We start from the raw sequence: 23,499 nt of genomic DNA, 5'->3' as shown, positions 1-23,499 counted from the left end.
CATGTTGATTCCCCGTCGAGTCAAGTACCGCAAGCAGCACCACCCCGGCCGCTCGGGCCAGGCCACCGGTGGCACCAAGGTGTCGTTCGGTGAGTTCGGCATCCAGGCGCTGACGCCCGCTTACGTGACCAACCGTCAGATCGAGTCCGCTCGTATCGCCATGACGCGTCACATCAAGCGTGGCGGCAAGGTGTGGATCAACATCTACCCCGACCGTCCGCTCACGAAGAAGCCGGCCGAAACCCGCATGGGTTCCGGTAAGGGTTCGCCCGAGTGGTGGGTCGCCAACGTCAAGCCGGGTCGCGTCCTCTTCGAGGTCTCGGGCGTCTCCGAGGAGCTCGCTCGCGAGGCTCTGACCCGTGCCATCCACAAGCTGCCCCTCAAGGCACGCATCATCAAGCGCGAGGAGGGCGACGCATAATGTCCGTCGGAACGAAGGAGCTCGCCACTGTCGAGCTCGACACCTTTGAAGACGAGCGACTCGTCGACGAGCTGAAGAAGGCCAAGGAAGAGCTGTTCAACCTGCGCTTCCAGTCGGCCACCGGCCAGCTCGAGAGCCACGGCCGCCTGCGTGCGGTCAAGCGCGACATCGCTCGCATCTACACGGTCATCCGTGAGCGCGAGCTCGGCATCCGTGCCACTCCCGCACCGGTCGAGGCTCCGGCCAAGGCTGAGAAGAAGACGAAGAAGGCCAAGGCCGAGGCGGAAGCCCCTGCTGAGGCCGCAGAGACGAAGGAGGCCTGATCATGGCTGAGACCAAGAAGGCTGCTGCAGCCGAGGTCGCCGAGTCGGCCGAACTCGTTCGCGGGTACCGCAAGGTGCGTCGTGGCTACGTCGTCAGCGACAAGATGGACAAGACCATCGTCGTCGAGGTCGAAGACCGCGTGAAGCACCCGCTGTACGGCAAGGTCATCCGCCGCACCTCGAAGGTCAAGGCGCACGACGAGCAGAACTCCGCCGGCATCGGCGACCTCGTCGTGATCTCCGAGACCCGCCCGCTCTCCGCCACGAAGCGCTGGCGCCTCGTCGAGATCGCCGAGAAGGCCAAGTAAGCCTCCGGCTTGCTTGAAAGAAGGAGACAACTGTGCTTCAGCAGGAATCACGAGTCAAGGTCGCCGACAACACCGGCGCCAAGGAGCTGCTCACCATTCGCGTGCTCGGCGGGTCGAAGCGTCGCTACGCCGGCCTGGGCGACGTCATCGTCGCCACGGTCAAGGACGCGATCCCCGGCGGCAACGTCAAGAAGGGCGATGTGGTCAAGGCCGTCATCGTCCGCACCGTCAAGGAGACCCGTCGTCCCGACGGTTCGTACATCAAGTTCGACGAGAACGCCGCAGTGATCCTGAAGAACGACGGCGAGCCTCGCGGCACCCGCATCTTCGGACCGGTCGGTCGCGAGCTTCGCGACAAGAAGTTCATGAAGATCATCTCGCTGGCACCGGAGGTTATCTAGTCATGGCCAACATCAAGAAGGGTGACCTCGTTCAGGTCATCTCGGGCCGCAGCCAGGCCCGCGGCGGAGACCGCGGCAAGCAGGGCAAGGTCATCGAGGTGCTCGTCGCCGAGAACCGCGTCGTCGTGCAGGGTGTGAACTTCGTCACCAAGCACGTGCGCGTCGGCCAGACGCAGCGCGGCTCGAAGACCGGTGGCATCGAGACCCACGAGGCCCCGATCCACGTCTCGAACGTCGCGCTCGTCGACCCCGAGACGAAGAAGCCGACTCGCGTCGGCTTCCGCGAAGAGCAGATCACGAAGGACGGCGTCACCAAGACGGTCCGCGTTCGTTACGCAAAGAAGTCAGGCAAGGACATCTGATGACCGACACGGTTACGCAGGCTGGCAAAATCCAGCCGCGACTCAAGACCAAGTACCGCACCGAGATCGCCAAGACCCTCACCGAGGAGCACGGCTACACCAACGTGCACCAGGTTCCGGGTCTCGTGAAGATCGTCGTGAACATGGGTGTCGGCGAGGCCGCACGCGATGGCAAGGTCATCGACGGCGCGATCGCCGATCTCACCAAGATCACCGGTCAGAAGCCGCAGGTCACCAAGGCTCGCAAGTCCATCGCGCAGTTCAAGCTGCGCGAGGGCCAGGCGATCGGCACGCACGTCACGCTGCGCGGCGACCGCATGTGGGAGTTCCTCGACCGCCTGCTCTCGCTCGCGCTGCCCCGAATCCGCGACTTCCGCGGCCTCTCGGACGCGCAGTTCGACGGCAACGGCAACTACACCTTCGGTCTCACGGAGCAGTCCGTGTTCCACGAGATCGACCAGGACAAGATCGACCGCGTCCGCGGCATGGACATCACTGTGGTGACCACCGCCAAGACCGACGCCGAGGGCCGCTCGCTGCTCAAGCAGCTGGGCTTCCCGTTCAAGTCGACCGAGTCCGCTCAGTAGTTCGTAGTAGACTCAACGAGTTTGTGCCAGCGCCGGCGGGTCTCGGAGCTTTCCGAGGCCCCGCCGGCACCGGCATATCGGCGGTCCGCATCCGCGTATCGCCACCACCACAGGTCAGCCCCCGTGTAACGGGTGCTGAAACCTGGTGAACGTAAGGAAACATCTGCCATGACGATGACCGACCCGGTCGCTGACATGCTGACCCGCCTTCGCAACGCGAACTCGGCGCATCACGACTCCGTGACCATGCCGAACTCGAAGCTGAAGTCGCACATCGCCGACATCCTCACCAAAGAGGGATTCATCGCCGGCTTCGAGGTGAACGACGCCCGCGTCGGCACCGAGCTCACGCTGACCCTCAAGTTCGGCCCGAATCGCGAGCGCTCCATCGTGGGCATCAAGCGCGTCTCGAAGCCCGGCCTCCGCGTCTACGCGAAGTCGACCGAGATCCCCAAGGTGCTCGGCGGCCTCGGCGTCGCGATCCTGTCCACCTCCAGCGGTCTTCTGACGGACCGCCAGGCCGAGAAGAAGGGCGTGGGTGGGGAAGTCCTCGCCTACGTGTGGTAATCCCATGTCACGAATCGGACGACTCCCCATCGACATCCCCGCGGGTGTCGAGGTCAAGGTCGACGGCTCCGCCGTCAACGTCAAGGGCCCCAAGGGCGAGCTCTCGCTCACCGTGGCTTCGCCCATCGAGGCAAAGGTCGAGGCGAACCAGGTCCTGGTCACCCGCCCCGACGACGAGCGTGCATCGCGTTCGCTGCACGGCCTGACCCGCACGCTCATCGCGAACCAGATCATCGGCGTCACCGAGGGCTACTCCAAGGGCCTCGAGATCGTCGGTACCGGTTACCGCGTCGCGCAGAAGGGTACTGCGATCGAGTTCGCGCTCGGTTTCTCGCACCCCGTCACCGTCGAGCCGCCCGCCGGCATCACGCTGACCGTCGAGGGCAACAACAAGCTCACGGTCGCTGGTATCGACAAGCAGGCCGTCGGCGAGACCGCCGCGAACATCCGCAAGATCAAGAAGCCCGAGCCCTACAAGGGCAAGGGCATCCGCTACGCCGGCGAGGTCGTGCGTCGCAAGGCCGGAAAGTCAGGTAAGTAATCATGGCTGTGAAGACCAAGACGGCTGCGCGTTCGCGCCGCCACACCCGCCTTCGCAAGAAGGTCGTCGGCACCGAGCTGCGCCCGCGCCTCGTCGTCACCCGTTCGGCCCGTCACGTGTTCGTGCAGGTCGTCGACGACAGCAAGGGCCTGACCGTCGCCAGCGCCTCGACCATGGAGGCAGACCTCCGTGCGTTCGACGGTGACAAGACCGCCAAGGCCAAGAAGGTCGGCGAGCTGGTCGCAGAGCGTGCGAAGCAGGCCGGCGTCGAGTCGGTCGTCTTCGACCGCGGCGGCAACAAGTACGCCGGTCGTGTCGCAGCGATCGCCGATGGAGCGCGAGAGGCAGGGCTCAACCTGTGAGTGAGAACACTGTTAAGGAGACCGAGGTGACTGCAGAGGCACCCGTCGAGACGGCAGCTGCTTCTGAGCCGGCTCGCAACGAGCGCGACAACCGTCGTGGCGGCGGTCGTGACCGCAACCAGGGTGGCCGCGACCGCGGTGGCCGCGACGCCGAGAAGAGCCAGTTCCTCGAGCGCGTCGTGACCATCAACCGCGTGTCGAAGGTCGTCAAGGGCGGTCGTCGCTTCAGCTTCACGGCGCTCGTCGTCGTGGGCGATGGCAACGGCCTCGTGGGCGTCGGCTACGGCAAGGCCCGCGAAGTCCCGACCGCGATCTCGAAGGGCGTCGAGGAGGCGAAGAAGAACTTCTTCCGCGTCCCGCGCATCGGCGCGACCATTCCCCACCCCGTCCAGGGTGAGGCAGCGGCCGGTGTCGTGCTCCTGCGTCCGGCGTCGCCCGGTACCGGTGTCATCGCCGGTGGTCCCGTGCGCGCCGTGCTCGAGTGCGCCGGCATCCACGACGTGCTGAGCAAGTCGCTCGGCTCGTCGAACACGATCAACATCGTGCACGCAACGGTCGAGGCCCTGAAGCAGCTCGAAGAGCCGCGCGCAGTGGCAGCCCGCCGTGGCCTCGCCTACGACGAGGTCGCACCGGCCCGTCTGCTGCGTGCCGAGGCTCAGGCGGCCGAGGCCGCTGCAGCAGCGAAGGCAGGTGCCTGATGGCCAAGCAGCTCAAGGTGACCCAGATCAAGTCCAAGGTGAGCGAGAAGCAGTACCAGCGTGACACGCTGCGTAGCCTCGGACTCAAGCGAATCGGCCAGTCGGTCGTGCGTGAGGACAACCCGCAGAACCGTGGGTACGTCAACACCGTCGCTCACCTCGTGAAGGTTGAGGAGATTGACTAATGGCTGACGAGAAGATCGACGCCGCCGCAGAAGCCCCCAAGAAGGCTCCCGCGAAGAAGGCTGCGGCCAAGCCCGCCGCCGAGAAGGCCGCAGCTCCCAAGGCTGCTGCCGCGAAGAAGGCGCCGGCCAAGGCCGCCGCTGCGAAGGCTGACGACGCCGCTGCCGAGAAGGCTCCTGCGAAGAAGGCCCCCGCGAAGAAGGCCGCTCCGAAGGCCGACGTGGCCGAGAAGCGCGAGCAGGTCCTGAAGGTGCACCACCTTCGTCCGGCTCCCGGTGCCAAGAAGGACAAGACCCGCGTCGGACGCGGTGAAGGTTCCAAGGGCAAGACGGCCGGTCGCGGCACCAAGGGCTCGAAGGCCCGCAACAACATCCGCCCCGGTTTCGAGGGTGGACAGCTTCCGTACCACATGCGTGCGCCGAAGCTGCGCGGCTTCAAGAACCCGTTCCGCGTGGAGTACCAGGTCGTGAACCTGGACAAGCTGGCCGAGCTCTACCCGAAGGGCGGCGATGTCACCATCGCCGATCTCGTCGAGAAGGGCGCCGTGCGCAAGAACGAGCGCGTCAAGGTGCTCGGCAACGGCGACCTCCAGGTCAAGCTCAACGTCGTCGTCGACAAGGTCTCCGGCTCCGCCGAGCAGAAGATCGTTGCCGCCGGCGGCTCGGTCAAGTAAGACCAAAGCACCACATCGAGTTCGAGCCTGTCGGGACCTCGCGTATGATTCACGGGGGTCTCGACAGGCTCGAGCCATATTTGGACTGACTCCATGACGGAGCAACAGGAGGACGAGTGTTCAACGCCATCGGGCGGATCTTCCGCACGCCGGATCTTCGCCGCAAGCTCGGGTTCACGCTGGGCATCGTCGCCCTGTTCCGACTCGGCTCGTTCATCCCGGCGCCGTTCGTCGATTTCGGGAACGTGCAGGCATGTCTCGCGGCAAGCCAGAGCACGACCGGGCTCTACGAACTCGTCAACCTCTTCTCCGGCGGCGCGCTGCTCCAGCTGTCGATCTTCGCGCTCGGCATCATGCCGTACATCACGGCGTCGATCATCGTGCAGCTCCTCCGCGTGGTCATCCCCCACTTCGAGACCCTCTACAAGGAGGGCCAGTCGGGCCAGGGACGCCTCACGCAGTACACCCGCTACCTGACGATCGCCCTCGGCGTCCTGCAGTCGACGACGCTGATCACGGTCGCCCGCTCGGGCGCCCTGTTCCCCTCGGGCGACCCCTCGTGCTCGCAGCTGATCACGAACGACGCCTGGTACGCGATCCTGCTCATGGTCATCACCATGACGGCCGGTACCGGACTCATCATGTGGATGGGTGAGCTCATCACCGAGCGCGGCATCGGCAACGGCATGTCGCTCCTGATCTTCACGTCGATCGCCTCGACGTTCCCCGGTTCGCTCTGGTCGATCGCGCAGGCTCGCGGTCTCGACACCTTCTTCGTCGTGTTGGCGGTCGGTCTGCTGATCGTCGTCGCGGTGGTGTTCGTCGAGCAGTCGCAGCGGCGCGTTCCGGTGCAGTACGCCAAGCGCATGGTCGGCCGCCGCACCTACGGCGGCAACAACACGTACATCCCCATCAAGGTCAACATGGCCGGCGTCGTGCCCGTCATCTTCGCCTCGTCGCTGCTGTACCTGCCCGCGCTCATCGCGCAGTTCAACCAGCCGGCGCAGGGCGAGGAACCCCAGGCCTGGGTCGTGTGGATCACGAACTACCTCACCAAGGGCGACCACCCGCTCTACATGCTCCTGTACTTCCTGCTCATCGTCGGGTTCACGTACTTCTACGTGGCGATCACCTTCAACCCCGACGAGGTCGCCGAGAACATGAAGAAGTACGGCGGCTTCATCCCCGGCATCCGTGCCGGTCGCCCGACGGCCGAGTACCTCGACTACGTGCTGACCCGCGTCACGCTGCCCGGTTCGCTCTACCTCGGCCTCATCGCGCTGATCCCGCTCATCGCCCTGAGCCTCGTCGGCGCCAACGCGAACTTCCCGTTCGGCGGCGCCTCGATCCTCATCATCGTCGGCGTCGGTCTCGAGACCGTGAAGCAGATCGACGCGCAGCTCCAGCAGCGCCACTACGAAGGTCTCCTTCGATGACCGCGTCGGCAACCGGCTCCGCCCGCTTCCTGATCGTCGGGCCGCAGGGCTCCGGCAAGGGAACGCAGGGCGTGCTCGTCGCAGAGGCGTTCGGCGTTCCGCAGGTCGCGACCGGAGACATCTTCCGGGCGAACGTGTCGGGCGGCACCGAGCTGGGCAAGCGCGTGCAGGCGATCATCGAGGCAGGCGACCTGGTTCCCGACGCCCTCACGAGCGAGCTCGTGCGGGATCGGCTCGCACAGCCCGATGCGGCACGTGGGTTCCTCCTCGACGGCTACCCGCGCAACCGCGGCCAGGTCGACGACCTCGCCGGCTTCCTCGACGGTCGCGGCGAGGCACTCGACGCCGTGATCGAGCTCGAGGTCCCGCGCGACGAGAGCATCGCCCGCCTGCACGACCGTGCGGTCAAGCAGGGGCGCACCGATGACACCGAAGAGGTCATCGCGAACCGGCTCGCCATCTACGAGCGCGAGACGGCGCCGATCCTCGACGTCTATCGGGAGCAGGGCCTGGTGCTGCGCATCGACGGCGTCGGATCGCTCGACGAGGTCACGCAGCGCATCTTCGACGCCCTCGAGGCCCGCGGCTTCGTCGCCGAAGGCTCGGGCGGCAACGGCGCGGCTGCCTGACCCGGCGTGTTCCGGCGGTCGATCTACAAGTCCGCGCGCGAGCTGCGCGCGATGCGCCCGGCCGGCGCCGCAACCGCTGCGGCGCTGGCCGAGGCGCGACGCCTGATCGCCCCAGGGGCGAACGGACTCGAACTGGATGCCGCGGCCGACCGCGTCATCGTCGAACTCGGTGGGCGTTCCAACTTCAAGCTCGAACCCGGCTACGGTCACACCCTCTGCGTCTCGGTCGACGATGACGTGGTGCACGGCATCCCGACCGACCGACCGTTCCGGCCGGGTGCCATCGTCTCGGTCGACGGTGGGGCCGAGGTCGATGGCTGGAACGGCGACGCCGCGTTCACCGTCGTCATTCCCGACTCAGAGCGTCCGGAGCTCGTGGCCTCTCGAACCCAGCTCAGCCGGGTCACCGAGGGCTCGCTCTGGCGGGGCATCGCCGCGTTGGCGACGGCCGGCCGCCTCAATGAGGTCGGCGACGCGATCGAGGAGTACATCGAGGACGCCGGCTCGTACGGCATCCTGACCGACTACGTCGGCCACGGCATCGGTCGGTCGATGCACGAGGAGCCGCCGGTGTTCAACTACCGGGTCGATCGGCGCGGGCCCGCGGTTCGTCCGGGACTCGTCGTGGCGATCGAGCCGATGGTCGTCGCAGGATCGATCGAGACCTTCATCCGCGACGACGGCTGGACCGTGACCACGTCGGACGGCGCGGATTCCGCGCACTGGGAGCACTCCATCGCCGTGCACGACGACGGCATCTGGGTGCTCACCGCCGAGGACGGCGGAGCCGCCGGCCTCGCGCCCTTCGGCATCGTGCCGGTCCCGATCGCCTGAGCCTCGCGCCGACGGTGCCCACCGTGCCCTCGGCGCCCGATGCCGGGCCTCGCCTGTCGCACCGCGGCTGGGTAGGGTGAAGGCGGGGGAGCGTCTGCGCTCGCGCGACGCCGATCGAACGCGATGAGAGGGGCGACGATGCAGCTCACGGGAACCGGAGTCGGCGGAGGCATCGCGATCGGCCCGGTGGTCCGCATGGAGGATCCGCTCCCAGAGCCCGTCGACCACCCGAGCGAACGTACGCCCGACATCGAGGCAGGGCGTGCCGCCGACGCGCTCTCGGCGACCGCAGCAGACCTCGCCGAGCGGGGCCGCACCGCCGGCGGAGCCGCGAAGGAGGTGCTCGAGGCCCAGGCCCTCATGGCGGCCGATCCGACCCTCGCGACCGAGGTCGCGAATCGGGTGCAGGGCGGCGCCACGGCCGAGCGGGCGGTCTTCGACGCGTTCGCCGGCTACCGCGACACGCTCGCGGCCATGGGCGGGTACCTCGCGGAGCGGGCCGCCGACCTCGACGACATCTCGCAGCGAGTGCGCGCCCATCTCGCCGGGGTGCCCGCTCCGGGCGTGCCGGCGCCGGGGCATCCGTTCGTCCTCGTCGCGCGCGACCTCTCACCGGCCGATACCGCGACCCTCGACCTCGACCAGGTGCGCGCCCTCGTCACCGCTGAGGGGGGACCCACCTCGCACACCGCGATCCTGGCTCGGGAGAAGTCCATCGTCGCGATCGTCGGCGTGCGCGACGCATCGACCCTCGCCGACGGGGAGGTGGTCATCGTCGATGCGGGCGCCGACACGGTGACGGTCGCCCCGACGCCCGCGCAGCTCGCCGACGCGGAGCGACGGATCGCCGACCGAGCGACGCTCGCCGCCGCGCCGCTCGAACCCGGCCGGCTCGCCGATGGCACGCCAGTGCCGCTCCTGGCGAACCTCGGATCTGCCGACGGCGCCGCCGAGGCGGTGCGTCTCGGCGCCGAGGGCGTCGGCCTCTTCCGCACGGAGTTCCTGTTCCTTGACGCCGACCGCGCGCCGACCGTCGAGGAGCAGCGCGTCGAGTACGTGCGGCTGCTCGAGGCGTTCCCCGGCCGGAAGGTCGTCGTGCGCGTGCTGGACGCGGGCGCCGACAAGCCGCTCTCGTTCGTCAACGACGACGTCGAGCCGAACCCGGCGCTCGGGCTCCGCGGCATCCGTGCCCTTCGAGCAGCCGAGCCGGTGCTGCGCGACCAGCTGACCGCGCTGGCCCAGGCGGATGCCGCGACCGACGCCGAGCTGCAGGTGATGGCGCCGATGGTGGCGACCGTCGAGGAGGCACGCTACTTCACGGAGCTCGCGAAGGAACTCGGCGTTGCGGTCGCCGGGGTCATGGTCGAGACGCCCTCGGCCGCGCTCATCGCCGATCGCGTGCTCGCCGTGACGGACTTCGCCTCGATCGGCACGAACGACCTCGCGCAGTACACGATGGCGGCCGATCGGCTGCTCGGTTCGGTGGCGGCACTGCAGGACCCGTGGCATCCGGCCGTCCTGCGGCTCATCGGCGAGGTGGGCGCCGCCGGCGCGAAGACGGGCCGGCCCGTCGGCGTCTGCGGCGAGGCTGCGGCGGATCCTCTGCTCGCCGTCGTGCTCGTGGGTCTCGGCGTGACCTCGCTGTCGATGTCGCCGTCGGCGATCGCCGAGGTGCGGTCGTCACTCCTGGGATTCGCACGAGCGGATGCCGAGCGGTTCGCCCGCGCGGCGCTCGCGACCGACGGTGCGAGCGAGGCGAGAGGGGCCGTGCGCGAGGCGGTCGCGGCCATGCGAGGCGATTCCGACGCCGGTTCGCTTAATCGCGGGGGATGACGTAAAGTTGACCCTTGGTGCTCTGCACGTGCGCCTTGGCATGCCCGACATCCGTCGCGCCCGCCTTGGTCGACACCTGAGCATCATCGCACGACCAGCATCCCAAACTCCAAGCGATAGTGAGGCTATGGCCAAGAAAGACGGCGTCATCGAGATCGAGGGCTCGGTCATCGAGGCTCTCCCGAACGCGATGTTCCGGGTTGAGCTCACGAACGGGCACAAGGTTCTCGCACACATCTCAGGCAAGATGCGTCAGCACTACATCCGCATCCTCCCCGAGGACCGCGTGATCGTGGAGCTGAGCCCCTACGACCTGACCCGCGGCCGGATCGTCTACCGCTACAAGTAAGCCTGCTGGAAAGTAACGGCCCGAGGCACCCCACGGGCACGAAGACAGCGAATCCAAGGAAACACTCATGAAGGTCAATCCCTCCGTCAAGCCCATCTGCGACAAGTGCAAGGTCATCCGCCGCCACGGCAACGTCATGGTGATCTGCGAGAACCCGCGCCACAAGCAGCGCCAGGGCTAGTCAGAAGACTTTCGAACCGCCCCTCGGGCTCGGTTCGTCCCCATAACTGAACACTGCATATCGGCAACACCAGAACCACGGCATCTCCGGATGCCGCGGGGACACCTCGGGGCGGAGGCCCGAGCACCGGTGTTGCTCCACACCTCCACTTCGAAAACAGGAGAAGCCGAACATGGCACGTCTTGCAGGAGTCGACATCCCGCGCGAGAAGCGCGTGGAGATCGCACTCACCTACATCTACGGCGTCGGCCGCACGCGCGCGCTCGAGACGCTCGCGGAGACCGGTATCGACGGGAACATCCGCGTCAAGGACCTCAGCGACGACCAGCTCGTCGCGCTGCGCGACTACATCGAGGGCAACTACAAGGTTGAGGGTGACCTCCGCCGCGAGGTGGCCGCCGACATCCGCCGCAAGGTCGAGATCGGCTCGTACGAGGGCATCCGCCACCGTCGCGGCCTCCCGGTCCGCGGTCAGCGCACCAAGACGAACGCTCGCACCCGCAAGGGCCCGAAGCGCACCGTCGCGGGCAAGAAGAAGCCCGGCCGCAAGTAACCGCTCGTCGCCAGATCTAGGAGATTTCACACATGGCAGCATCCAAGGCGGCTACTCGCAAGCCGCGCAAGAAGGAAAAGAAGAACATCGCCGTGGGCCAGGCCCACATCAAGTCGACGTTCAACAACACGATCGTCTCGATCACCGACACCAACGGTGCCGTGATCAGCTGGGCCTCCTCCGGTGGCGTCGGCTTCAAGGGTTCGCGCAAGTCGACCCCGTTCGCCGCACAGCTCGCCGCCGAGTCGGCCGCCCGCCAGGCGCAGGAGCACGGCATGAAGAAGGTCGACGTCTTCGTCAAGGGCCCCGGCTCGGGCCGTGAGACCGCGATCCGCTCGCTCCAGGCCGCAGGCCTCGAGGTCGGCAGCATCAACGACGTGACGCCCCAGGCTCACAACGGATGCCGCCCGCCCAAGCGCCGCCGCGTCTAAGCACTCCTCGTCGGTCGAGTAGGGCGCCCGCGCCCGCACCGAGATCCCGCGACATCCGCAGATCTCGGTGCGGCCCTCAAGGGCCTACTCGACCGGCGACACGCACTCTCTACAACTCAAGATCCTCGAACTCGCAGGTGTCATATAGCGGACACCCTGCCGAAAGGAATCCACAGTGCTGATCGCACAGCGTCCGACGCTCACCGAAGAGAACATCTCGGAGTTCCGTTCGCGTTTCGTGATCGAGCCCCTCGAGCCGGGCTTCGGTTACACCCTGGGCAACTCGCTCCGGCGTACGCTCCTCTCGTCCATCCCCGGCGCGGCTGTCACCAGCATCCGCATCGACGGCGTGCTGCACGAGTTCTCGACGGTTCCCGGTGTGCGTGAAGACGTCACCGAGATCATCCTGAACATCAAGAACCTGGTCGTCTCGAGCGAGCACGACGAGCCCATCACGGCATACCTGCGCAAGCAGGGCGCCGGCGAGGTCACCGCTGCGGACATCTCCGCTCCGGCCGGCGTCGAGGTGCACAACCCCGAGCTCGTCATCGCCACGCTCAACGAGTCGGCGAAGTTCGAGCTCGAGCTCACCATCGAGCGCGGTCGCGGCTACGTCTCGGCCAGCCAGAACCGCAACGAGTACTCCGAGGCCGGCCAGATCCCGGTCGACTCGATCTACTCGCCGGTGCTCAAGGTCACCTACCGCGTCGAGGCCACCCGTGCCGGCGAGCGCACCGACTTCGACCGCCTCGTGGTCGACGTCGAGTCGAAGCCCGCCATCAGCCCGCGTGACGCCATCGCCTCGGCGGGTCGCACCCTCACCGAGCTGTTCGGCCTGGCCCGCGAGCTCAACGTCGCGGCCGAGGGCATCGAGATCGGCCCCGCGCCGGTCGACGCCGTGCTCTCGAGCGAGCTCTCGATCCCGATCGAGGACCTCGACCTCTCCGTGCGCAGCTACAACTGCCTCAAGCGCGAGGGCATCAACACCGTGTCCGAGCTCGTGGCCCTTTCGGAGTCGCAGCTCATGAACATCCGCAACTTCGGTCAGAAGTCGGTGGATGAGGTCAAGGACAAGCTCACCGAGATGGGTCTTTCGCTGAAGGACTCCGTCCCCGGATTCGACGGGGCCCACTTCTACACGGGCTTCGAAGAAGAGAACTGATCCTTCTTCCCCCGCTGTACTGAACCCCCAATACTGGAGATAACGAACCATGCCGAAGCCCACCAAGGGCCCCCGCCTCGGAGGCGGACCTTCGCACGAGCGGCTCATGCTGGCGAACCTCGCCGCTGCGCTCTACACGCACAAGTCGATCACCACGACCGAGACCAAGGCGAAGCGCCTTCGTCCGCTCGCCGAGCGTCTCATCACGTTCGCCAAGCGCGGCGACCTGCACGCGCGTCGTCGCGTGCTCGCCGTGATCGGCGACAAGGCGGTCGTCCACGAGCTGTTCACGATCATCGCCCCGCAGGTCGCCGACCGTGAGGGCGGCTACACCCGCATCACGAAGATCGGCAACCGCAAGGGCGACAACGCGCCCATGGCGGTCATCGAGCTCGTCCTCGAGCCCGTGACGCCGAAGGTGCGCGCGGCCAAGCCCGCTGCGGCACCGGTCGCCGACGAGGCTCCCGCCGAGGAGCCCGTGGTCGAGGCTGAGGAGACCGTCGAGGTCGCCGAGGCCGAAGAGACCACCGAGGCCGCCGACGAGGCTCCCGCCGAGGAGTCGGCCGACGCCAAGTAGTCGACCTTCTGCGAACGGGCCCCGGTGCACTGCACCGGGGCCCGTTCGCGTTCGCGGTTCCACTCGAACGGGCCCCTTTCCACAGCGGCGGGGGGCCCGTTCCGCGTCTGTGCCAGACTCGTGCCCGGTCCGGGATCGTCCGGCCCCAGGCGAAGGGTGCACGGCGTGCGAACTCAGGTGCGGGTCCCAGAAGACCGCGACCTCTCGATCGACTTCGCGCGGGCGCTCTGCCTCCCGGTCGTGGTGCTGCTGCATGCGCTGCAGATGGGCATCGGCGGTGATCCGCTGCGCGCTTCCAACGCACTCGCCGGCTTCGAGCCGCTGGCCTGGGCGACCTGGCCGCTCATGATCATGCCCGTGTTCTTCATCTGCGGCGGGTTCGCCTCGATCACGCAGTGGCGCCGCCTTCGCGGGCACGGCGAGACCGTCGCGCATTACGTGCGGGTGCGAGCGGTGCGCCTCGCGCAGCCGGTCGTCGCGGTCACCGCGGCGGTCGGCGCGGTGCTGGGCGCGATGCTCGCCTGCGGCGTCGATGCGGGGTTCGTGCAGAGCTTCGCGTTCCGGCTCGCAGAACCGCTCTGGTTCATCCCGGTCTACCTCATCTGCACGGCCGCGGTGCCGGCGATGTCGTGGCTCCACCGGCATGCACCGTGGCCGACGTACCTGGGGCTGGCCGGCGCAGCGGTCGTCGTCGACGCGCTCTCGCGGGGGTTCGGCCTTCCGGTGGGGGCGTTCAACTGGATCTTCGTCTGGCTCTTCGCCCAGCAGCTCGGCTTCGGCCTGCGCGACGGCTGGTTCTCACGGCGGTCGCCGTGGGTCCTCGCCGCCATCGCCGCGTTCGCCTACGGGTTCATCGGCATGCTGGTCGGGGTGTTCGGGTACTCGCACGACATGCTCGACAACCTGAATCCGCCGAGCCTGGCCATCCTCGCGCTCGCGCTCGGCCAGGTCTGCCTCTTCGCGCTGTTGCAGCCGGCGATCCGCCGCCTCGTGCAGCGGCGAACCGTGCTCGGCGTGGTGTTCGTGTTCGGCGTGTACGGCATGGTCATCTACCTCTGGCACACCTTCGCGATGGCCGTCGTCACGGGCGCGCAGCTGCTGCTCGGCCTTCCGTTCCCGCCCGTGCTGTCGCCCCAGTGGTGGGCGACCCGCCCGCTCTGGATCCTCGCGATCGCGCTCGTCGTCGCCGGCTGCTGCCTGGTCGTGCCGAAGCTCGAGGCGTTGTGGCCGAAGCCCGTCGAGCGCCCGACGCCGCTCGCGGCGGTGGTGCTGTGGGCGGCCTGCGCGGTGGCCGGCGTCGGCGTGTTCCTGACCCTCGGCTACGTGCCGTGGCAGCACGGCGTCATCGCATGGTCGCTCGTGACGGTCGCGGTCGTCGCGCTCATCATCGGTGGACCCGGCGCGCGCGATCCACGGGCGCGGGCCGACGAGATCTCGGCGGTCGCCGCCTCCGGTCGCGCGAGGTAGCGAGCGAGTGCCGGGTGCTCGCCGACCGTTCGTCGGGGCCGGATGCCGCGGCGCGGCGTTCTAGGCTTGGCATCATGAGTGCGATCGACGAGTCGGCGGCCGCGGCGGCAGGCGTCGGCGCCGAGGCATCCGTCGCGGCCGAGAGATCCGTCGCAGTCGACAGGTTCGGCGCGGCCGCGACATCCGTCGTGCGCATCAGGCTCGGCATCGCGTACGACGGCACCGAGTTCAGCGGCTGGGGCCGTCAGCCGACGCTGCGCACCGTGCAGGGCGTCCTCGAGGAGGCGCTCGCGACGCTGTTCCGGCGCACGGGTGCTCAGCCGAGGCTCACGGTCGCGGGGCGCACCGACGCCGGGGTACATGCGCGCGGACAGGTCGCCCACCTCGACGTCCCCGCGCGGGCGCTCGCGACCGTCGCGAGGCCGCGCCGCGGGCGCTCCGACGAGGAAGCAGGCCAGGCGGGAGTGCTCGCCCGTCGCATCACGGGCATCCTCGGTGCCGACGCCGACGTGGTGATCACGAGCGCCGACCTCGCCCCGGCCGGGTTCGACGCGCGATTCTCGGCCCTCTGGCGGCGCTACGAGTACCTCGTCGCCGACACGTCGGCGTTGCGCGACCCGCTCACGCGGCGCAGCACCGTCGCATACCCGAGATCGCTCGACGTCGAGGCGATGGATGCCGCGGCCGGCTCGCTGCTCGGGCTCCACGACTTCGCCACCTTCTGCAGGCCGCGGGCGGAGGCGACGACGATCCGCACCCTGCAGCGCTACGGGTGGCGGCGGCGCGCCGACGGCGTGCTCGTGGCGTCGCTGCAGGCCGATGCGTTCTGCCACTCGATGGTGCGCGCGCTCGTCGGTGCCTGCGTCGCCGTGGGGGAGGGGCGGCTCGATGCATCCGACCCGCTGGTGCTGCTGCGCGCCACCGAGCGCACGAGCGCATTCAAGGTGATGCCGGCGAAGGGCCTCGTGCTGACCGAGGTCGGATACCCTGAGGACGACGAGCTCGCGACGCGTGCGGCGCAGACGAGGGCACGACGCGAATTGCACGTTGACGGGGTCATCGGCTAGGCTGTCTCTTTGGTGCCGCCCTCTGCGTCGGCACCCGAAGTTGAGCCCTCCACCGGGCGGCTCGTCCGCATCGCGGTCGAACACCCACGGAGTGGGATTCACGAACCCCTCACTCGATCAGAAAGCAGCACGACAGTGACGCGCACCTACACCCCCAAGGCGAACGAGATCCAGCGCGACTGGGTCATCATCGACGCCACCGACATCGTTCTCGGCCGACTCGCGAGCCACACCGCAGCCCTGCTGCGCGGCAAGCACAAGCCGACCTTCGCGAACCACATGGACACCGGTGACTTCGTCATCATCGTCAACGCCGAGAAGGTGGCCCTCACCGGCCAGAAGCTCCTCCAGAAGAAGGCCTACCGCCACTCGGGCTACCCGGGCGGCCTCAAGGCCGTCGGCTACGCCGAGCTCCTCGAGAAGAACCCCGTCCGCGCCGTCGAGAAGGCGATCCGCGGCATGCTCCCGAAGAACTCGCTCGGTCGTGCCCAGCTCAAGAAGCTGAAGGTCTACGCAGGCGCGGAGCACCCGCACGCGGCTCAGCAGCCCAAGCCGTACACCCTCACCCAGGTCGCCCAGTAATTCCGGCACCCTCGACGTTCTCGAAAAGGATTCACACCACCATGGCGAAGATCGCAGACCAGCTCGACGCGGCTCCGGAGAGCTACACCACCGAGAGCGCCCCCGCGGCGGCTCCCACCACCCCCCGTGCCGTGCTCAACGTGTCCGGCGCAGCCGTCGGCCGTCGCAAGCAGGCCATCGCGCGCGTGCGCGTCGTTCCGGGCGCCGGCAACATCACGGTCAACGGCCGTGCGTTCGCCGACTACTTCCCGAACAAGCTGCACCAGCAGCTCATCACCGACCCGTTCACCGTGCTCGAGCTCACCGGCTCGTACGACGTGGTCGGCAAGATCACCGGCGGCGGCCCCTCGGGCCAGGCCGGTGCACTGCGTCTCGCGATCGCTCGTGCGCTCAACGAGATCGACCGCGAGAACAACCGCGCAGCCCTGAAGAAGGCCGGCTTCCTCACTCGTGACGCCCGCGTCATCGAGCGCAAGAAGGCCGGTCTCAAGAAGGCCCGCAAGGCGCCCCAGTTCTCGAAGCGCTGATCCAGCGCTCCGGAACTCCGAATGCCTCGGCTCTTCGGAACTGACGGGGTCCGGGGCCTGGCCAACCGTGAACTCACGGCTGACCTGGCCCTGGGCCTCGCTCAGGCGGCTGCCGCCGTGCTCACGCAGGGCAGGCACGCCGATGAACTCCGCGCTGCGGGTCGTCGACCCGTCGCGGTGGTGGCGCGCGATCCGCGCGTCTCCGGTGAATTCCTCACCGCAGCCGTCTCGGCCGGCCTCGCGAGCTCCGGTGTCGACGTCCTCGACGCCGGGGTCATCCCGACGCCCGCCACGGCATTCCTGATCGACTCGATCGGTGCCGACTTCGGCGTCATGATCTCGGCGTCGCACAACCCCGCGCCCGACAACGGCATCAAGTTCTTCTCGTTCGGCGGCACGAAGCTGCCAGACGAGGTCGAGGACCGCATCGAGTCCTACCTCGGCCGGCAGAAGCTCGCTCCGATCGGCGGCGGCGTCGGTCGCATCCGGCGGTTCGCCGACGCCGAGGACCGCTACGTCGTGCACCTGCTCGGCACGCTGCCGAACCGTCTCGACGGCATCCACGTCGTGCTCGACTGCGCGCACGGCGCGGCCGCGGGCGTTTCGCCCGAGACCTTCCGCGACGCCGGCGCCACCGTCACCGTCATCGGCGCAGACCCCGACGGCATGAACATCAACGACGGGGTCGGCTCGACGCACCTCGACCACCTCGCGGCGGCCGTGCTCGAACACGGCGCCGACCTGGGCATCGCCCACGACGGCGACGCCGACCGCTGCCTCGCCGTCGACGCCGACGGCAACATCATCGACGGCGACATGATCATGGCGATCCTCGCGGTGGCCATGCAGGAACGCGGTGCCCTCACCGACGACACGCTCGTCGTGACCGTCATGTCGAACCTCGGCCTGCGCCGGGCGATGGCCGATCGCGGCATCCGCGTCATCGAGACCAAGGTCGGCGACCGGTACGTGCTCGAAGCCCTGGCCGCCGAGAAGCTCGCCCTGGGCGGCGAGCAGTCGGGCCACGTCATCATGAGCGAGTTCGCGACGACCGGCGACGGCGTGCTGACGGGTCTCCACCTCGTCGCAGAGATGGCCCGCACCGGCAAGTCCCTCGCCGAACTCGCGTCGGTCATGACCGTCTACCCGCAGGTGCTCGTCAACGTGCGCGGCGTCGACCACCACGCGCTCGCCGGCGACGAGGAGATCGCGGCCGCGGTCGCCGCGGTCGAGGCCGAGCTCGGCGACACCGGCCGAGTGCTGCTGCGCCCGTCGGGAACCGAGCCGATGGTGCGCGTCATGGTCGAGGCGCAGAGCCAGGACGATGCCGAGCGCCATGCCGCATCGCTCGCGGCGGTCGTCGAGGCTCGACTCTCGCTGGCCGTCTGACCCGCGAGGCGCGACTCAGAGCTTGCGCAGCAGCACGGTCGACACCGTGTGGTCCGCGCTCTTGCGCAGCACGAGCGAGGCCCGCGACCGCGTGGGGCGCACGTTCTGCAGCAGGTTCGGCTCGTTGATGGTGCGCCAGATCTCGCTGGCTCGGGCGCGCGCCTCGTCTTCGGTGAGGCTGGCGTACCGGTGGAAGTACGAGCGCGGGTTCGTGAACGCACCGCGCTGGAGCTTGAGGAAGCGCTCCTCGTACCAGCGCGCGATGTCGCTCGTGCGCGCGTCGACGTAGATCGAGAAGTCGAACAGGTCGCTGACGGCGAGTCGATGACCGGGCCCGGGCGGCTGCAGCACGTTCAGTCCCTCGACGATGAGCACGTCGGGTCGGCGCACGGTGATCTGCGCGTCGGGCACGATGTCGTACGCCAGGTGCGAGTAGAAGGGGGCCCGCACTTCGGGGGCGCCGGCCTTGACCTCGCTGACGAAGCGCAGCAGGGCGCGTCGGTCGTAGGACTCGGGGAAGCCCTTGCGCGCCATGAGTCCGCGCCGCTCGAGCTCGGCGTTCGGGAACAGGAAGCCGTCGGTGGTGATGAGCTCGACCCTGGGCGTGTGCTCCCAGCGCGCGAGGAGCTCGCGCAGCACGCGCGCGATGGTCGACTTGCCGACCGCGACCGAACCGGCAACGCCGATGACGAAGGGCGTGGTCTCGACGCGTTCGCGCAGGAACTCGCCCGTGGCGCTGCGCAACGCCTTGGTGCCGCCGACGTAGAGGTTCAGGAGCCGGCTCAGCGGCAGGTACACCTCGGCTATCTCGCTCATGTCGAGGGGCTCTCCGAGCCCGCGCAGCTGCACGATCTCGGTCTCGCTGAGCGGTGCGGGCACCGATGGTGCGAGCTCCGACCAGTCGGCCCGGGGGAGCTCCATGAACGGTGAGATCTGCGCGATGGGAGTCGACGAGGTCTGCGGGTCCGGCACCTCGACAGTCTAGTGTCGGCGTCGACGAGGCGCCGGGTCGCGGCATCCGTCCTCATGCAGGGCCGGCCGCGGCATCCGCCTTCCCGCTCGCGGGGCCGGTGCCGAGCGGGCCCAAGTACAATCGAGCCCATGTGTGGAATTGTCGGTTACGTCGGGCAGCGCAGCAGCGTCGACGTGCTCATGGGAGGCCTGAAGCGCCTCGAATATCGCGGCTACGACTCGGCGGGAGTGGCGATCGTCGACGACGACGGCGCGATCGAGACGGCGAAGCGCGCAGGCAAGCTGCAGGTGCTCGCCGACGAGCTGGCGGCGCACCCGCTGCACGTCGGTCGCACGGGCATCGGCCACACGCGCTGGGCCACCCACGGCGGCCCCACCGACAAGAACGCGCACCCCCACCTCGGCGACGACGGGCGCCTCGCGCTCATCCACAACGGCATCATCGAGAACTTCGCCGAGCTCAAGCACGAACTCCTCGAAGAGGGCTTCACGTTCGAGTCCGAGACCGACACCGAGGTCGCCGCGGTGCTCCTCGGCCGTGAGGTCCGTCGTACGGGCGACCTCCGCCAGGCGTTCCAGCAGGTGGTGAATCGCCTCGAGGGTGCGTTCACGCTGCTCGCGGTGCACCGAGACGCTCCCGGCCTCGTGGTCGGCGCGCGCCGCAACTCCCCGCTCGTGATCGGTCTCGGCGAGGGCGAGAACTTCTTCGGGTCGGATGTCGCGGCCTTCGTCGAGTACACGAAGCGCGCCGTGGCGATCGGCCAGGACCAGATCGTCGCGATCACCGCCGACGAGGTCACGGTCACCGACTTCGACGGCGCACCCGTCGAGGTGGAGTCGTTCGAGGTGGCGTGGGACGCCTCGGCCGCCGAGAAGGGCGGCTGGTCCTCGTTCATGCGCAAGGAGGTCGCCGAGCAGCCCGACGCGGTGGCGAACACGATGCGCGGCCGCATCGTCGACGGCGAGGTGCGGATCCCCGAGCTCGAGTCGTTCGGCGACGACGAGCTTCGCGGCATCCGTCGCATCATCGTCGTGGCCTGCGGGACCGCGTCGTACGCCGGCCAGGTCGCGAAGTACGCGATCGAGCAGTGGGCGCGCGTGCCGGTCGAGATCGAGCTCAGCCATGAGTTCCGCTACCGGGAGCCGGTGATCGACGACGACACGCTCGTGCTCTCGATCAGCCAGTCCGGCGAGACCATGGACACCCTGATGGCCGTGAAGTACGCCCGGGAGCAGGGTGCGCGCACGATCTCGATCTGCAACACGCAGGGCGCCACGATTCCGCGCGAGTCCGACGCGGTCGTCTACACCCATGCGGGTCCTGAGGTCGCGGTCGCGTCGACGAAGGCGTTCGTGGCGCAGATCACGGCGCTCTACCTCTTCGGCCTCCACCTGGCGCGCGTGCGCGGCACCGTGTCGTCCGAGGCGCTCGGCGAGGCGCTCGCCGAACTGCAGGCGATCCCCGACAAGCTGCAGACGGCGCTCGGCCAGTCCGAGCGCGTGGCCGAGCTGGCGCACTGGATGGCGGACACGCGGTCGGTGCTCTTCCTCGGCCGCCACGTGGGGTACCCGATCGCGATGGAGGGTGCGCTGAAGCTCAAGGAGCTCGCGTACATCCACGCCGAGGGCTTCGCGGCGGGCGAGCTGAAGCACGGCCCGATCGCGCTGATCGAGCCGGGCCAGCCGGTGTTCGTCGTGGTGCCGAGCCCGCGCGGGTCGGCGAACCTGCACTCGAAGGTGGTCTCGAACATCCAGGAGATCCGTGCGCGCGGTGCCCGCGTGATCGCGATCGCCGAGGACGGCGATGCCGCGGTGCTGCCCTACGCCGACGAGGTGATCCGCATCCCGCTCGCCGCGCCGCTCTTCGAGCCGCTGCTCGCGGTGGTGCCGTTGCAGGTGTTCGCGATGGAGCTCTCGCAGGCCAAGGGCCTCGACGTCGACCAGCCGCGCAACCTCGCGAAGTCGGTGACGGTGGAGTGAGCCCGGCGGAGGCGTTCGCGTGATCGTCGGCATCGGCATCGACGTGGTCGACATCATGCGGTTCGAGCGGTCGATCGCGCGGACGCCGGCGCTCGTCGAGCGGTTGTTCGCTGAGAGCGAACGCGGACGCCCCGCTCGCTCACTCGCGGCCAGATTCGCCGCGAAGGAGTCGCTGATCAAGGCGCTCGGCGGACACGCGGTCGTGCGCTGGCACGAGATGACGGTCGTGCAGGATGCCGAAGGCAACCCCGACTTCGCGCTCAGCGGAGGCCTCGCCGAGCACGTCGCCGCGCTCGGCATCGACCGCGTGCACCTCTCGATGAGCCACGACGCGGGCATCGCGAGCGCCTTCGTGATCCTCGAGGCGAGCGGGGCGGCCCAGTGACCGTGCCGTTCCGCGAGGCCGCCGTCGACCTCGACGCCGTGCGCGCGAACATCGCCGCGCTCGCCGCCCAGGCCGCGCCGGCCGCGGTCATGGCGGTCGTGAAGGCGAACGCCTACGGCCACGGCGCCGTGCCGGTCGCGCGCGCCGCCCTCGACGCCGGGGCCGCCTGGCTCGGCGTGGCCGACCTCGACGAGGCGTTCGAGCTGCGCGACGCGGGCATCGGCGCACCGGTGCTCGCCTGGCTGCACGGCCCCGACGCGCCGTTCGCCGAGGCCATCGAGCGCGAGGTGGACCTCGGCGTCTCCTCGCTCGACCAGCTTCGACGGGTCGCGGATGCCGCGGCGCAGGTCGCGGCATCGCGGGAGTCGCGGCCGACACGAACACCGGCGGCGGTGCACCTCAAGATCGACACGGGGCTCAGCCGCAACGGCGTGCCGCCCGAGGAGTGGTCCGACGTCGTCGCCTTCGCCGCGATCCTCGAGGGGCAGGGCGGCATCCGCGTGCGCGGCGTCTTCAGCCACCTCGCGAACACCGATGCCGACGCCGACCGCGCCCAGCTCGACGCGTTCGAGTCGGCGCTCGCCGCGGCATCCGCTGCCGGACTGCGGCCAGAGGTGCGCCACCTCGCCTCGACCGCCGCCGCGGTGCGCCTGCCGGACTCGCGCTTCGACCTCGTGCGCGTCGGCATCGGCACCTACGGCATCGCGCCGTACAGCGACGGCACGACGGCGGCCGACCTCGGGCTGCGGCCGGTCATGACGCTGCGCGCCTGCGTCGCCGCGGTCCGCCGCGTCGAGGCGGGGGTCGGCGTCTCCTACAGCCACACGTGGCGCGCCGAGCGCCCGACGACCCTCGCGCTCGTGCCGCTGGGCTACGCCGACGGCATCCCGCGCCACGCGTCGGGGCGCGCCGAGGTGCTGCTCGCCGGGCGCCGTCGACCGATCGTGGGCCGCATCGCCATGGACCAGTTCGTGGTCGACGTCGGCGACGACGAGGTCGCCGTCGGTGACGAGGTCGTGCTGTTCGGCGACCCCGCGACCGGCGCCCCGTCGGCCGACGACTGGGCCGAGGCGGCCGACACGATCGGCTACGAGATCGTCACGCGCATCGGCCACCGCGTGCCCCGCACGTTCGGGAGCGGGGCATGATCCGCGCCGAGGTTCCGGATGCCGCAGCCATGGAGGAGTTCGGGCGCGACCTCGGCGCCGGGCTCGTCGCCGGCGACCTGCTCATCCTCTCGGGGCCGCTGGGCGCGGGCAAGACGACGCTGACGCGGGGCCTCGGAGCCGGCCTCGGCGTGCGCGGACCCGTGCAGTCCCCGACGTTCGTGCTCGCCCGCACCCATCCGAGCCTCGTCGGCGGTGCGCCGCTCGTGCACGTCGACGCCTACCGCCTCGGCAGCGCGGAGCTGCTCGAGGACCTCGACCTCGACTTCGCGCGCTCGGTCGTCGTGGTCGAGTGGGGGGCCGGGCTCCTCGACGACGTGAGCGCGTCGTGGCTCGAGGTCGAGATCGAGCGCCCGCAGGGTGCTGCGGTGGCCGATGCCGCGGCCGGCCTGTTCGGCGACGACACAGGCGCCGCGGGCGCCCCGGGCGACCCGGGCACCCGGGCCGACCCCGGCGACGCCGAGTTCCTCGGTGCCGACGAGCCGCGCGTCATCACGCTGCGAGGCTTCGGTCCGCGCTGGGCGGGCACCGCCTACGCCGACGCTCGGTAGGG

Annotated in this window: 32 protein-coding genes; 31 read left to right on the top strand and 1 reads right to left on the bottom strand. The window is 69.1% G+C overall.

The window, feature by feature from the left end; translation table 11 throughout:
- The first annotated feature begins 1 nt into the window (after position 1).
- The 27 genes from rplP to glmM all read left to right on the top strand — a co-directional run bounded on the left by rplP (position 2) and on the right by glmM (position 18,443).
- Entirely contained in the window at positions 2-421 is a 420-nt protein-coding gene (rplP, locus tag ASE68_RS14680; protein ID WP_055860175.1) for a 50S ribosomal protein L16, read from the top strand.
- On the top strand, positions 421-744 hold the full coding sequence (rpmC, locus tag ASE68_RS20755; RefSeq protein ID WP_055860172.1) for a 50S ribosomal protein L29: 324 nt from the start codon (positions 421-423) through the stop codon (positions 742-744). Before rplP ends, rpmC begins: the two co-directional genes overlap by 1 nt.
- A 2-nt stretch (positions 745-746) precedes the next feature.
- A complete protein-coding gene (gene rpsQ, locus ASE68_RS14670) occupies positions 747-1,052 on the top strand; it encodes a 30S ribosomal protein S17 (protein WP_055860169.1) in 306 nt (101 codons plus the stop codon).
- Between the two features lie 32 nt (positions 1,053-1,084).
- Positions 1,085-1,453, top strand: a complete 369-nt coding sequence (rplN, locus tag ASE68_RS14665; RefSeq protein WP_055860166.1) for a 50S ribosomal protein L14 — start codon at positions 1,085-1,087, stop codon at positions 1,451-1,453.
- Positions 1,454-1,455: 2 nt separating this feature from the next.
- Complete coding sequence (gene rplX, locus ASE68_RS14660) at positions 1,456-1,815, top strand: 50S ribosomal protein L24 (protein WP_055860164.1); 360 nt, start codon at positions 1,456-1,458, stop codon at positions 1,813-1,815.
- The gene (rplE, locus tag ASE68_RS14655) at positions 1,815-2,402 is read left to right on the top strand and encodes a 50S ribosomal protein L5 (RefSeq protein WP_055860162.1); all 588 of its coding nucleotides are present in this window, start codon (positions 1,815-1,817) and stop codon (positions 2,400-2,402) included. Before rplX ends, rplE begins: the two co-directional genes overlap by 1 nt.
- A 168-nt stretch (positions 2,403-2,570) precedes the next feature.
- On the top strand, positions 2,571-2,969 hold the full coding sequence (gene rpsH, locus ASE68_RS14650) for a 30S ribosomal protein S8 (protein WP_055860159.1): 399 nt from the start codon (positions 2,571-2,573) through the stop codon (positions 2,967-2,969).
- A gap of 4 nt (positions 2,970-2,973) precedes the next feature.
- Positions 2,974-3,510: a 50S ribosomal protein L6 gene (rplF, locus tag ASE68_RS14645; RefSeq protein WP_055860156.1), complete on the top strand. Its 537-nt coding sequence runs from the start codon at positions 2,974-2,976 to the stop codon at positions 3,508-3,510.
- 2 nt (positions 3,511-3,512) lie between these two features.
- Positions 3,513-3,872: a 50S ribosomal protein L18 gene (gene rplR, locus ASE68_RS14640; protein ID WP_055860153.1), complete on the top strand. Its 360-nt coding sequence runs from the start codon at positions 3,513-3,515 to the stop codon at positions 3,870-3,872.
- A gap of 26 nt (positions 3,873-3,898) precedes the next feature.
- The gene (gene rpsE, locus ASE68_RS14635) at positions 3,899-4,570 is read left to right on the top strand and encodes a 30S ribosomal protein S5 (protein WP_255353513.1); all 672 of its coding nucleotides are present in this window, start codon (positions 3,899-3,901) and stop codon (positions 4,568-4,570) included.
- Complete coding sequence (gene rpmD, locus ASE68_RS14630) at positions 4,570-4,755, top strand: 50S ribosomal protein L30 (RefSeq protein ID WP_055860148.1); 186 nt, start codon at positions 4,570-4,572, stop codon at positions 4,753-4,755. The genes rpsE and rpmD overlap by 1 nt, the downstream gene beginning before the upstream one ends.
- On the top strand, positions 4,755-5,426 hold the full coding sequence (gene rplO / locus ASE68_RS20750; protein ID WP_082462280.1) for a 50S ribosomal protein L15: 672 nt from the start codon (positions 4,755-4,757) through the stop codon (positions 5,424-5,426). The genes rpmD and rplO overlap by 1 nt, the downstream gene beginning before the upstream one ends.
- Before the next feature lie 116 nt (positions 5,427-5,542).
- Positions 5,543-6,862, top strand: a complete 1,320-nt coding sequence (gene secY, locus ASE68_RS14620; protein WP_055860136.1) for a preprotein translocase subunit SecY — start codon at positions 5,543-5,545, stop codon at positions 6,860-6,862.
- The gene (locus ASE68_RS14615) at positions 6,859-7,491 is read left to right on the top strand and encodes an adenylate kinase (protein WP_055860133.1); all 633 of its coding nucleotides are present in this window, start codon (positions 6,859-6,861) and stop codon (positions 7,489-7,491) included. Before secY ends, ASE68_RS14615 begins: the two co-directional genes overlap by 4 nt.
- A gap of 6 nt (positions 7,492-7,497) precedes the next feature.
- Positions 7,498-8,325 (top strand): type I methionyl aminopeptidase, encoded by an 828-nt coding sequence (map, locus tag ASE68_RS14610; protein WP_082462279.1) that lies wholly within the window; start codon positions 7,498-7,500, stop codon positions 8,323-8,325.
- A gap of 138 nt (positions 8,326-8,463) precedes the next feature.
- On the top strand, positions 8,464-10,158 hold the full coding sequence (gene ptsP, locus ASE68_RS14605; protein ID WP_055860131.1) for a phosphoenolpyruvate--protein phosphotransferase: 1,695 nt from the start codon (positions 8,464-8,466) through the stop codon (positions 10,156-10,158).
- Positions 10,159-10,285: 127 nt separating this feature from the next.
- On the top strand, positions 10,286-10,507 hold the full coding sequence (gene infA, locus ASE68_RS14600) for a translation initiation factor IF-1 (RefSeq protein ID WP_011186713.1): 222 nt from the start codon (positions 10,286-10,288) through the stop codon (positions 10,505-10,507).
- A gap of 67 nt (positions 10,508-10,574) precedes the next feature.
- Positions 10,575-10,688 (top strand): 50S ribosomal protein L36, encoded by a 114-nt coding sequence (gene rpmJ, locus ASE68_RS14595; protein ID WP_047561540.1) that lies wholly within the window; start codon positions 10,575-10,577, stop codon positions 10,686-10,688.
- Positions 10,689-10,860: 172 nt separating this feature from the next.
- Positions 10,861-11,241, top strand: coding sequence for a 30S ribosomal protein S13 (rpsM, locus tag ASE68_RS14590; protein WP_055860129.1), 381 nt, complete (start codon positions 10,861-10,863; stop codon positions 11,239-11,241).
- A gap of 32 nt (positions 11,242-11,273) precedes the next feature.
- On the top strand, positions 11,274-11,672 hold the full coding sequence (gene rpsK / locus ASE68_RS14585; RefSeq protein ID WP_055860122.1) for a 30S ribosomal protein S11: 399 nt from the start codon (positions 11,274-11,276) through the stop codon (positions 11,670-11,672).
- A 175-nt stretch (positions 11,673-11,847) separates the two neighbouring features.
- Complete coding sequence (locus tag ASE68_RS14580) at positions 11,848-12,834, top strand: DNA-directed RNA polymerase subunit alpha (RefSeq protein WP_055860115.1); 987 nt, start codon at positions 11,848-11,850, stop codon at positions 12,832-12,834.
- Positions 12,835-12,883: 49 nt separating this feature from the next.
- On the top strand, positions 12,884-13,411 hold the full coding sequence (gene rplQ / locus ASE68_RS14575; RefSeq protein ID WP_055860112.1) for a 50S ribosomal protein L17: 528 nt from the start codon (positions 12,884-12,886) through the stop codon (positions 13,409-13,411).
- Positions 13,412-13,576: 165 nt separating this feature from the next.
- On the top strand, positions 13,577-14,878 hold the full coding sequence (locus tag ASE68_RS14570) for an acyltransferase (protein WP_162238283.1): 1,302 nt from the start codon (positions 13,577-13,579) through the stop codon (positions 14,876-14,878).
- A 188-nt stretch (positions 14,879-15,066) separates the two neighbouring features.
- Entirely contained in the window at positions 15,067-15,945 is an 879-nt protein-coding gene (gene truA / locus ASE68_RS14565) for a tRNA pseudouridine(38-40) synthase TruA (protein ID WP_055861451.1), read from the top strand.
- A 135-nt stretch (positions 15,946-16,080) separates the two neighbouring features.
- Complete coding sequence (gene rplM / locus ASE68_RS14560; protein ID WP_055860108.1) at positions 16,081-16,527, top strand: 50S ribosomal protein L13; 447 nt, start codon at positions 16,081-16,083, stop codon at positions 16,525-16,527.
- A gap of 41 nt (positions 16,528-16,568) precedes the next feature.
- Positions 16,569-17,054: a 30S ribosomal protein S9 gene (gene rpsI / locus ASE68_RS14555; protein ID WP_055860106.1), complete on the top strand. Its 486-nt coding sequence runs from the start codon at positions 16,569-16,571 to the stop codon at positions 17,052-17,054.
- Between the two features lie 21 nt (positions 17,055-17,075).
- Positions 17,076-18,443, top strand: coding sequence for a phosphoglucosamine mutase (gene glmM, locus ASE68_RS14550; RefSeq protein WP_055860104.1), 1,368 nt, complete (start codon positions 17,076-17,078; stop codon positions 18,441-18,443).
- A gap of 15 nt (positions 18,444-18,458) precedes the next feature.
- Here the strand turns inward: glmM and coaA are convergent, their stop codons facing one another.
- Positions 18,459-19,364: a type I pantothenate kinase gene (coaA, locus tag ASE68_RS14545; RefSeq protein ID WP_055861448.1), complete on the bottom strand. Its 906-nt coding sequence runs from the start codon at positions 19,362-19,364 to the stop codon at positions 18,459-18,461.
- Positions 19,365-19,544: 180 nt separating this feature from the next.
- On the opposite strand from coaA, the gene glmS reads away from it, so the two are divergent.
- From glmS to tsaE, 4 genes are read left to right on the top strand one after another with little or no spacing between them, the layout of a single operon-like run.
- Positions 19,545-21,395, top strand: a complete 1,851-nt coding sequence (gene glmS / locus ASE68_RS14540; RefSeq protein WP_055860101.1) for a glutamine--fructose-6-phosphate transaminase (isomerizing) — start codon at positions 19,545-19,547, stop codon at positions 21,393-21,395.
- A gap of 19 nt (positions 21,396-21,414) precedes the next feature.
- Positions 21,415-21,780: a holo-ACP synthase gene (locus ASE68_RS14535; RefSeq protein ID WP_055860098.1), complete on the top strand. Its 366-nt coding sequence runs from the start codon at positions 21,415-21,417 to the stop codon at positions 21,778-21,780.
- The gene (alr, locus tag ASE68_RS14530) at positions 21,777-22,928 is read left to right on the top strand and encodes an alanine racemase (RefSeq protein ID WP_055860096.1); all 1,152 of its coding nucleotides are present in this window, start codon (positions 21,777-21,779) and stop codon (positions 22,926-22,928) included. Before ASE68_RS14535 ends, alr begins: the two co-directional genes overlap by 4 nt.
- A complete protein-coding gene (tsaE, locus tag ASE68_RS14525) occupies positions 22,925-23,497 on the top strand; it encodes a tRNA (adenosine(37)-N6)-threonylcarbamoyltransferase complex ATPase subunit type 1 TsaE (RefSeq protein ID WP_055860094.1) in 573 nt (190 codons plus the stop codon). Before alr ends, tsaE begins: the two co-directional genes overlap by 4 nt.
- Positions 23,498-23,499: the final 2 nt, after the last annotated feature.

The organism is Agromyces sp. Leaf222, from assembly GCF_001421565.1.
GTDB lineage: Bacteria > Actinomycetota > Actinomycetes > Actinomycetales > Microbacteriaceae > Agromyces.
Note: the sequence above shows the minus strand (reverse complement) of the source record. Positions and strands in the feature narration are given on the sequence as shown.

Excerpts from the sequence above, each read along its gene's own strand:
- rpmD (WP_055860148.1), top strand. The coding sequence starts at position 4,570 with ATGGCCAAGCAGCTCAAGGTGACCCAGATCAAGTCCAAGGTGAGCGAG.
- rpmJ (WP_047561540.1), top strand. The coding sequence starts at position 10,575 with ATGAAGGTCAATCCCTCCGTCAAGCCCATCTGCGACAAGTGCAAGGTC.
- rpsM (WP_055860129.1), top strand. The coding sequence starts at position 10,861 with ATGGCACGTCTTGCAGGAGTCGACATCCCGCGCGAGAAGCGCGTGGAG.
- glmS (WP_055860101.1), top strand. The coding sequence starts at position 19,545 with ATGTGTGGAATTGTCGGTTACGTCGGGCAGCGCAGCAGCGTCGACGTG.
- rpmC (WP_055860172.1), top strand. The coding sequence starts at position 421 with ATGTCCGTCGGAACGAAGGAGCTCGCCACTGTCGAGCTCGACACCTTT.
- rpsK (WP_055860122.1), top strand. The coding sequence starts at position 11,274 with ATGGCAGCATCCAAGGCGGCTACTCGCAAGCCGCGCAAGAAGGAAAAG.
- rplQ (WP_055860112.1), top strand. The coding sequence starts at position 12,884 with ATGCCGAAGCCCACCAAGGGCCCCCGCCTCGGAGGCGGACCTTCGCAC.
- coaA (WP_055861448.1), bottom strand. The coding sequence starts at position 19,364 with ATGGAGCTCCCCCGGGCCGACTGGTCGGAGCTCGCACCATCGGTGCCC.
- rplE (WP_055860162.1), top strand. The coding sequence starts at position 1,815 with ATGACCGACACGGTTACGCAGGCTGGCAAAATCCAGCCGCGACTCAAG.
- ptsP (WP_055860131.1), top strand. The coding sequence starts at position 8,464 with ATGCAGCTCACGGGAACCGGAGTCGGCGGAGGCATCGCGATCGGCCCG.
- glmM (WP_055860104.1), top strand. The coding sequence starts at position 17,076 with ATGCCTCGGCTCTTCGGAACTGACGGGGTCCGGGGCCTGGCCAACCGT.
- tsaE (WP_055860094.1), top strand. The coding sequence starts at position 22,925 with ATGATCCGCGCCGAGGTTCCGGATGCCGCAGCCATGGAGGAGTTCGGG.
- infA (WP_011186713.1), top strand. The coding sequence starts at position 10,286 with ATGGCCAAGAAAGACGGCGTCATCGAGATCGAGGGCTCGGTCATCGAG.
- rpsQ (WP_055860169.1), top strand. The coding sequence starts at position 747 with ATGGCTGAGACCAAGAAGGCTGCTGCAGCCGAGGTCGCCGAGTCGGCC.
- rplR (WP_055860153.1), top strand. The coding sequence starts at position 3,513 with ATGGCTGTGAAGACCAAGACGGCTGCGCGTTCGCGCCGCCACACCCGC.
- ASE68_RS14615 (WP_055860133.1), top strand. The coding sequence starts at position 6,859 with ATGACCGCGTCGGCAACCGGCTCCGCCCGCTTCCTGATCGTCGGGCCG.
- rplO (WP_082462280.1), top strand. The coding sequence starts at position 4,755 with ATGGCTGACGAGAAGATCGACGCCGCCGCAGAAGCCCCCAAGAAGGCT.
- rpsH (WP_055860159.1), top strand. The coding sequence starts at position 2,571 with ATGACGATGACCGACCCGGTCGCTGACATGCTGACCCGCCTTCGCAAC.
- rplF (WP_055860156.1), top strand. The coding sequence starts at position 2,974 with ATGTCACGAATCGGACGACTCCCCATCGACATCCCCGCGGGTGTCGAG.
- rpsI (WP_055860106.1), top strand. The coding sequence starts at position 16,569 with ATGGCGAAGATCGCAGACCAGCTCGACGCGGCTCCGGAGAGCTACACC.
- rplX (WP_055860164.1), top strand. The coding sequence starts at position 1,456 with ATGGCCAACATCAAGAAGGGTGACCTCGTTCAGGTCATCTCGGGCCGC.
- rplP (WP_055860175.1), top strand. The coding sequence starts at position 2 with ATGTTGATTCCCCGTCGAGTCAAGTACCGCAAGCAGCACCACCCCGGC.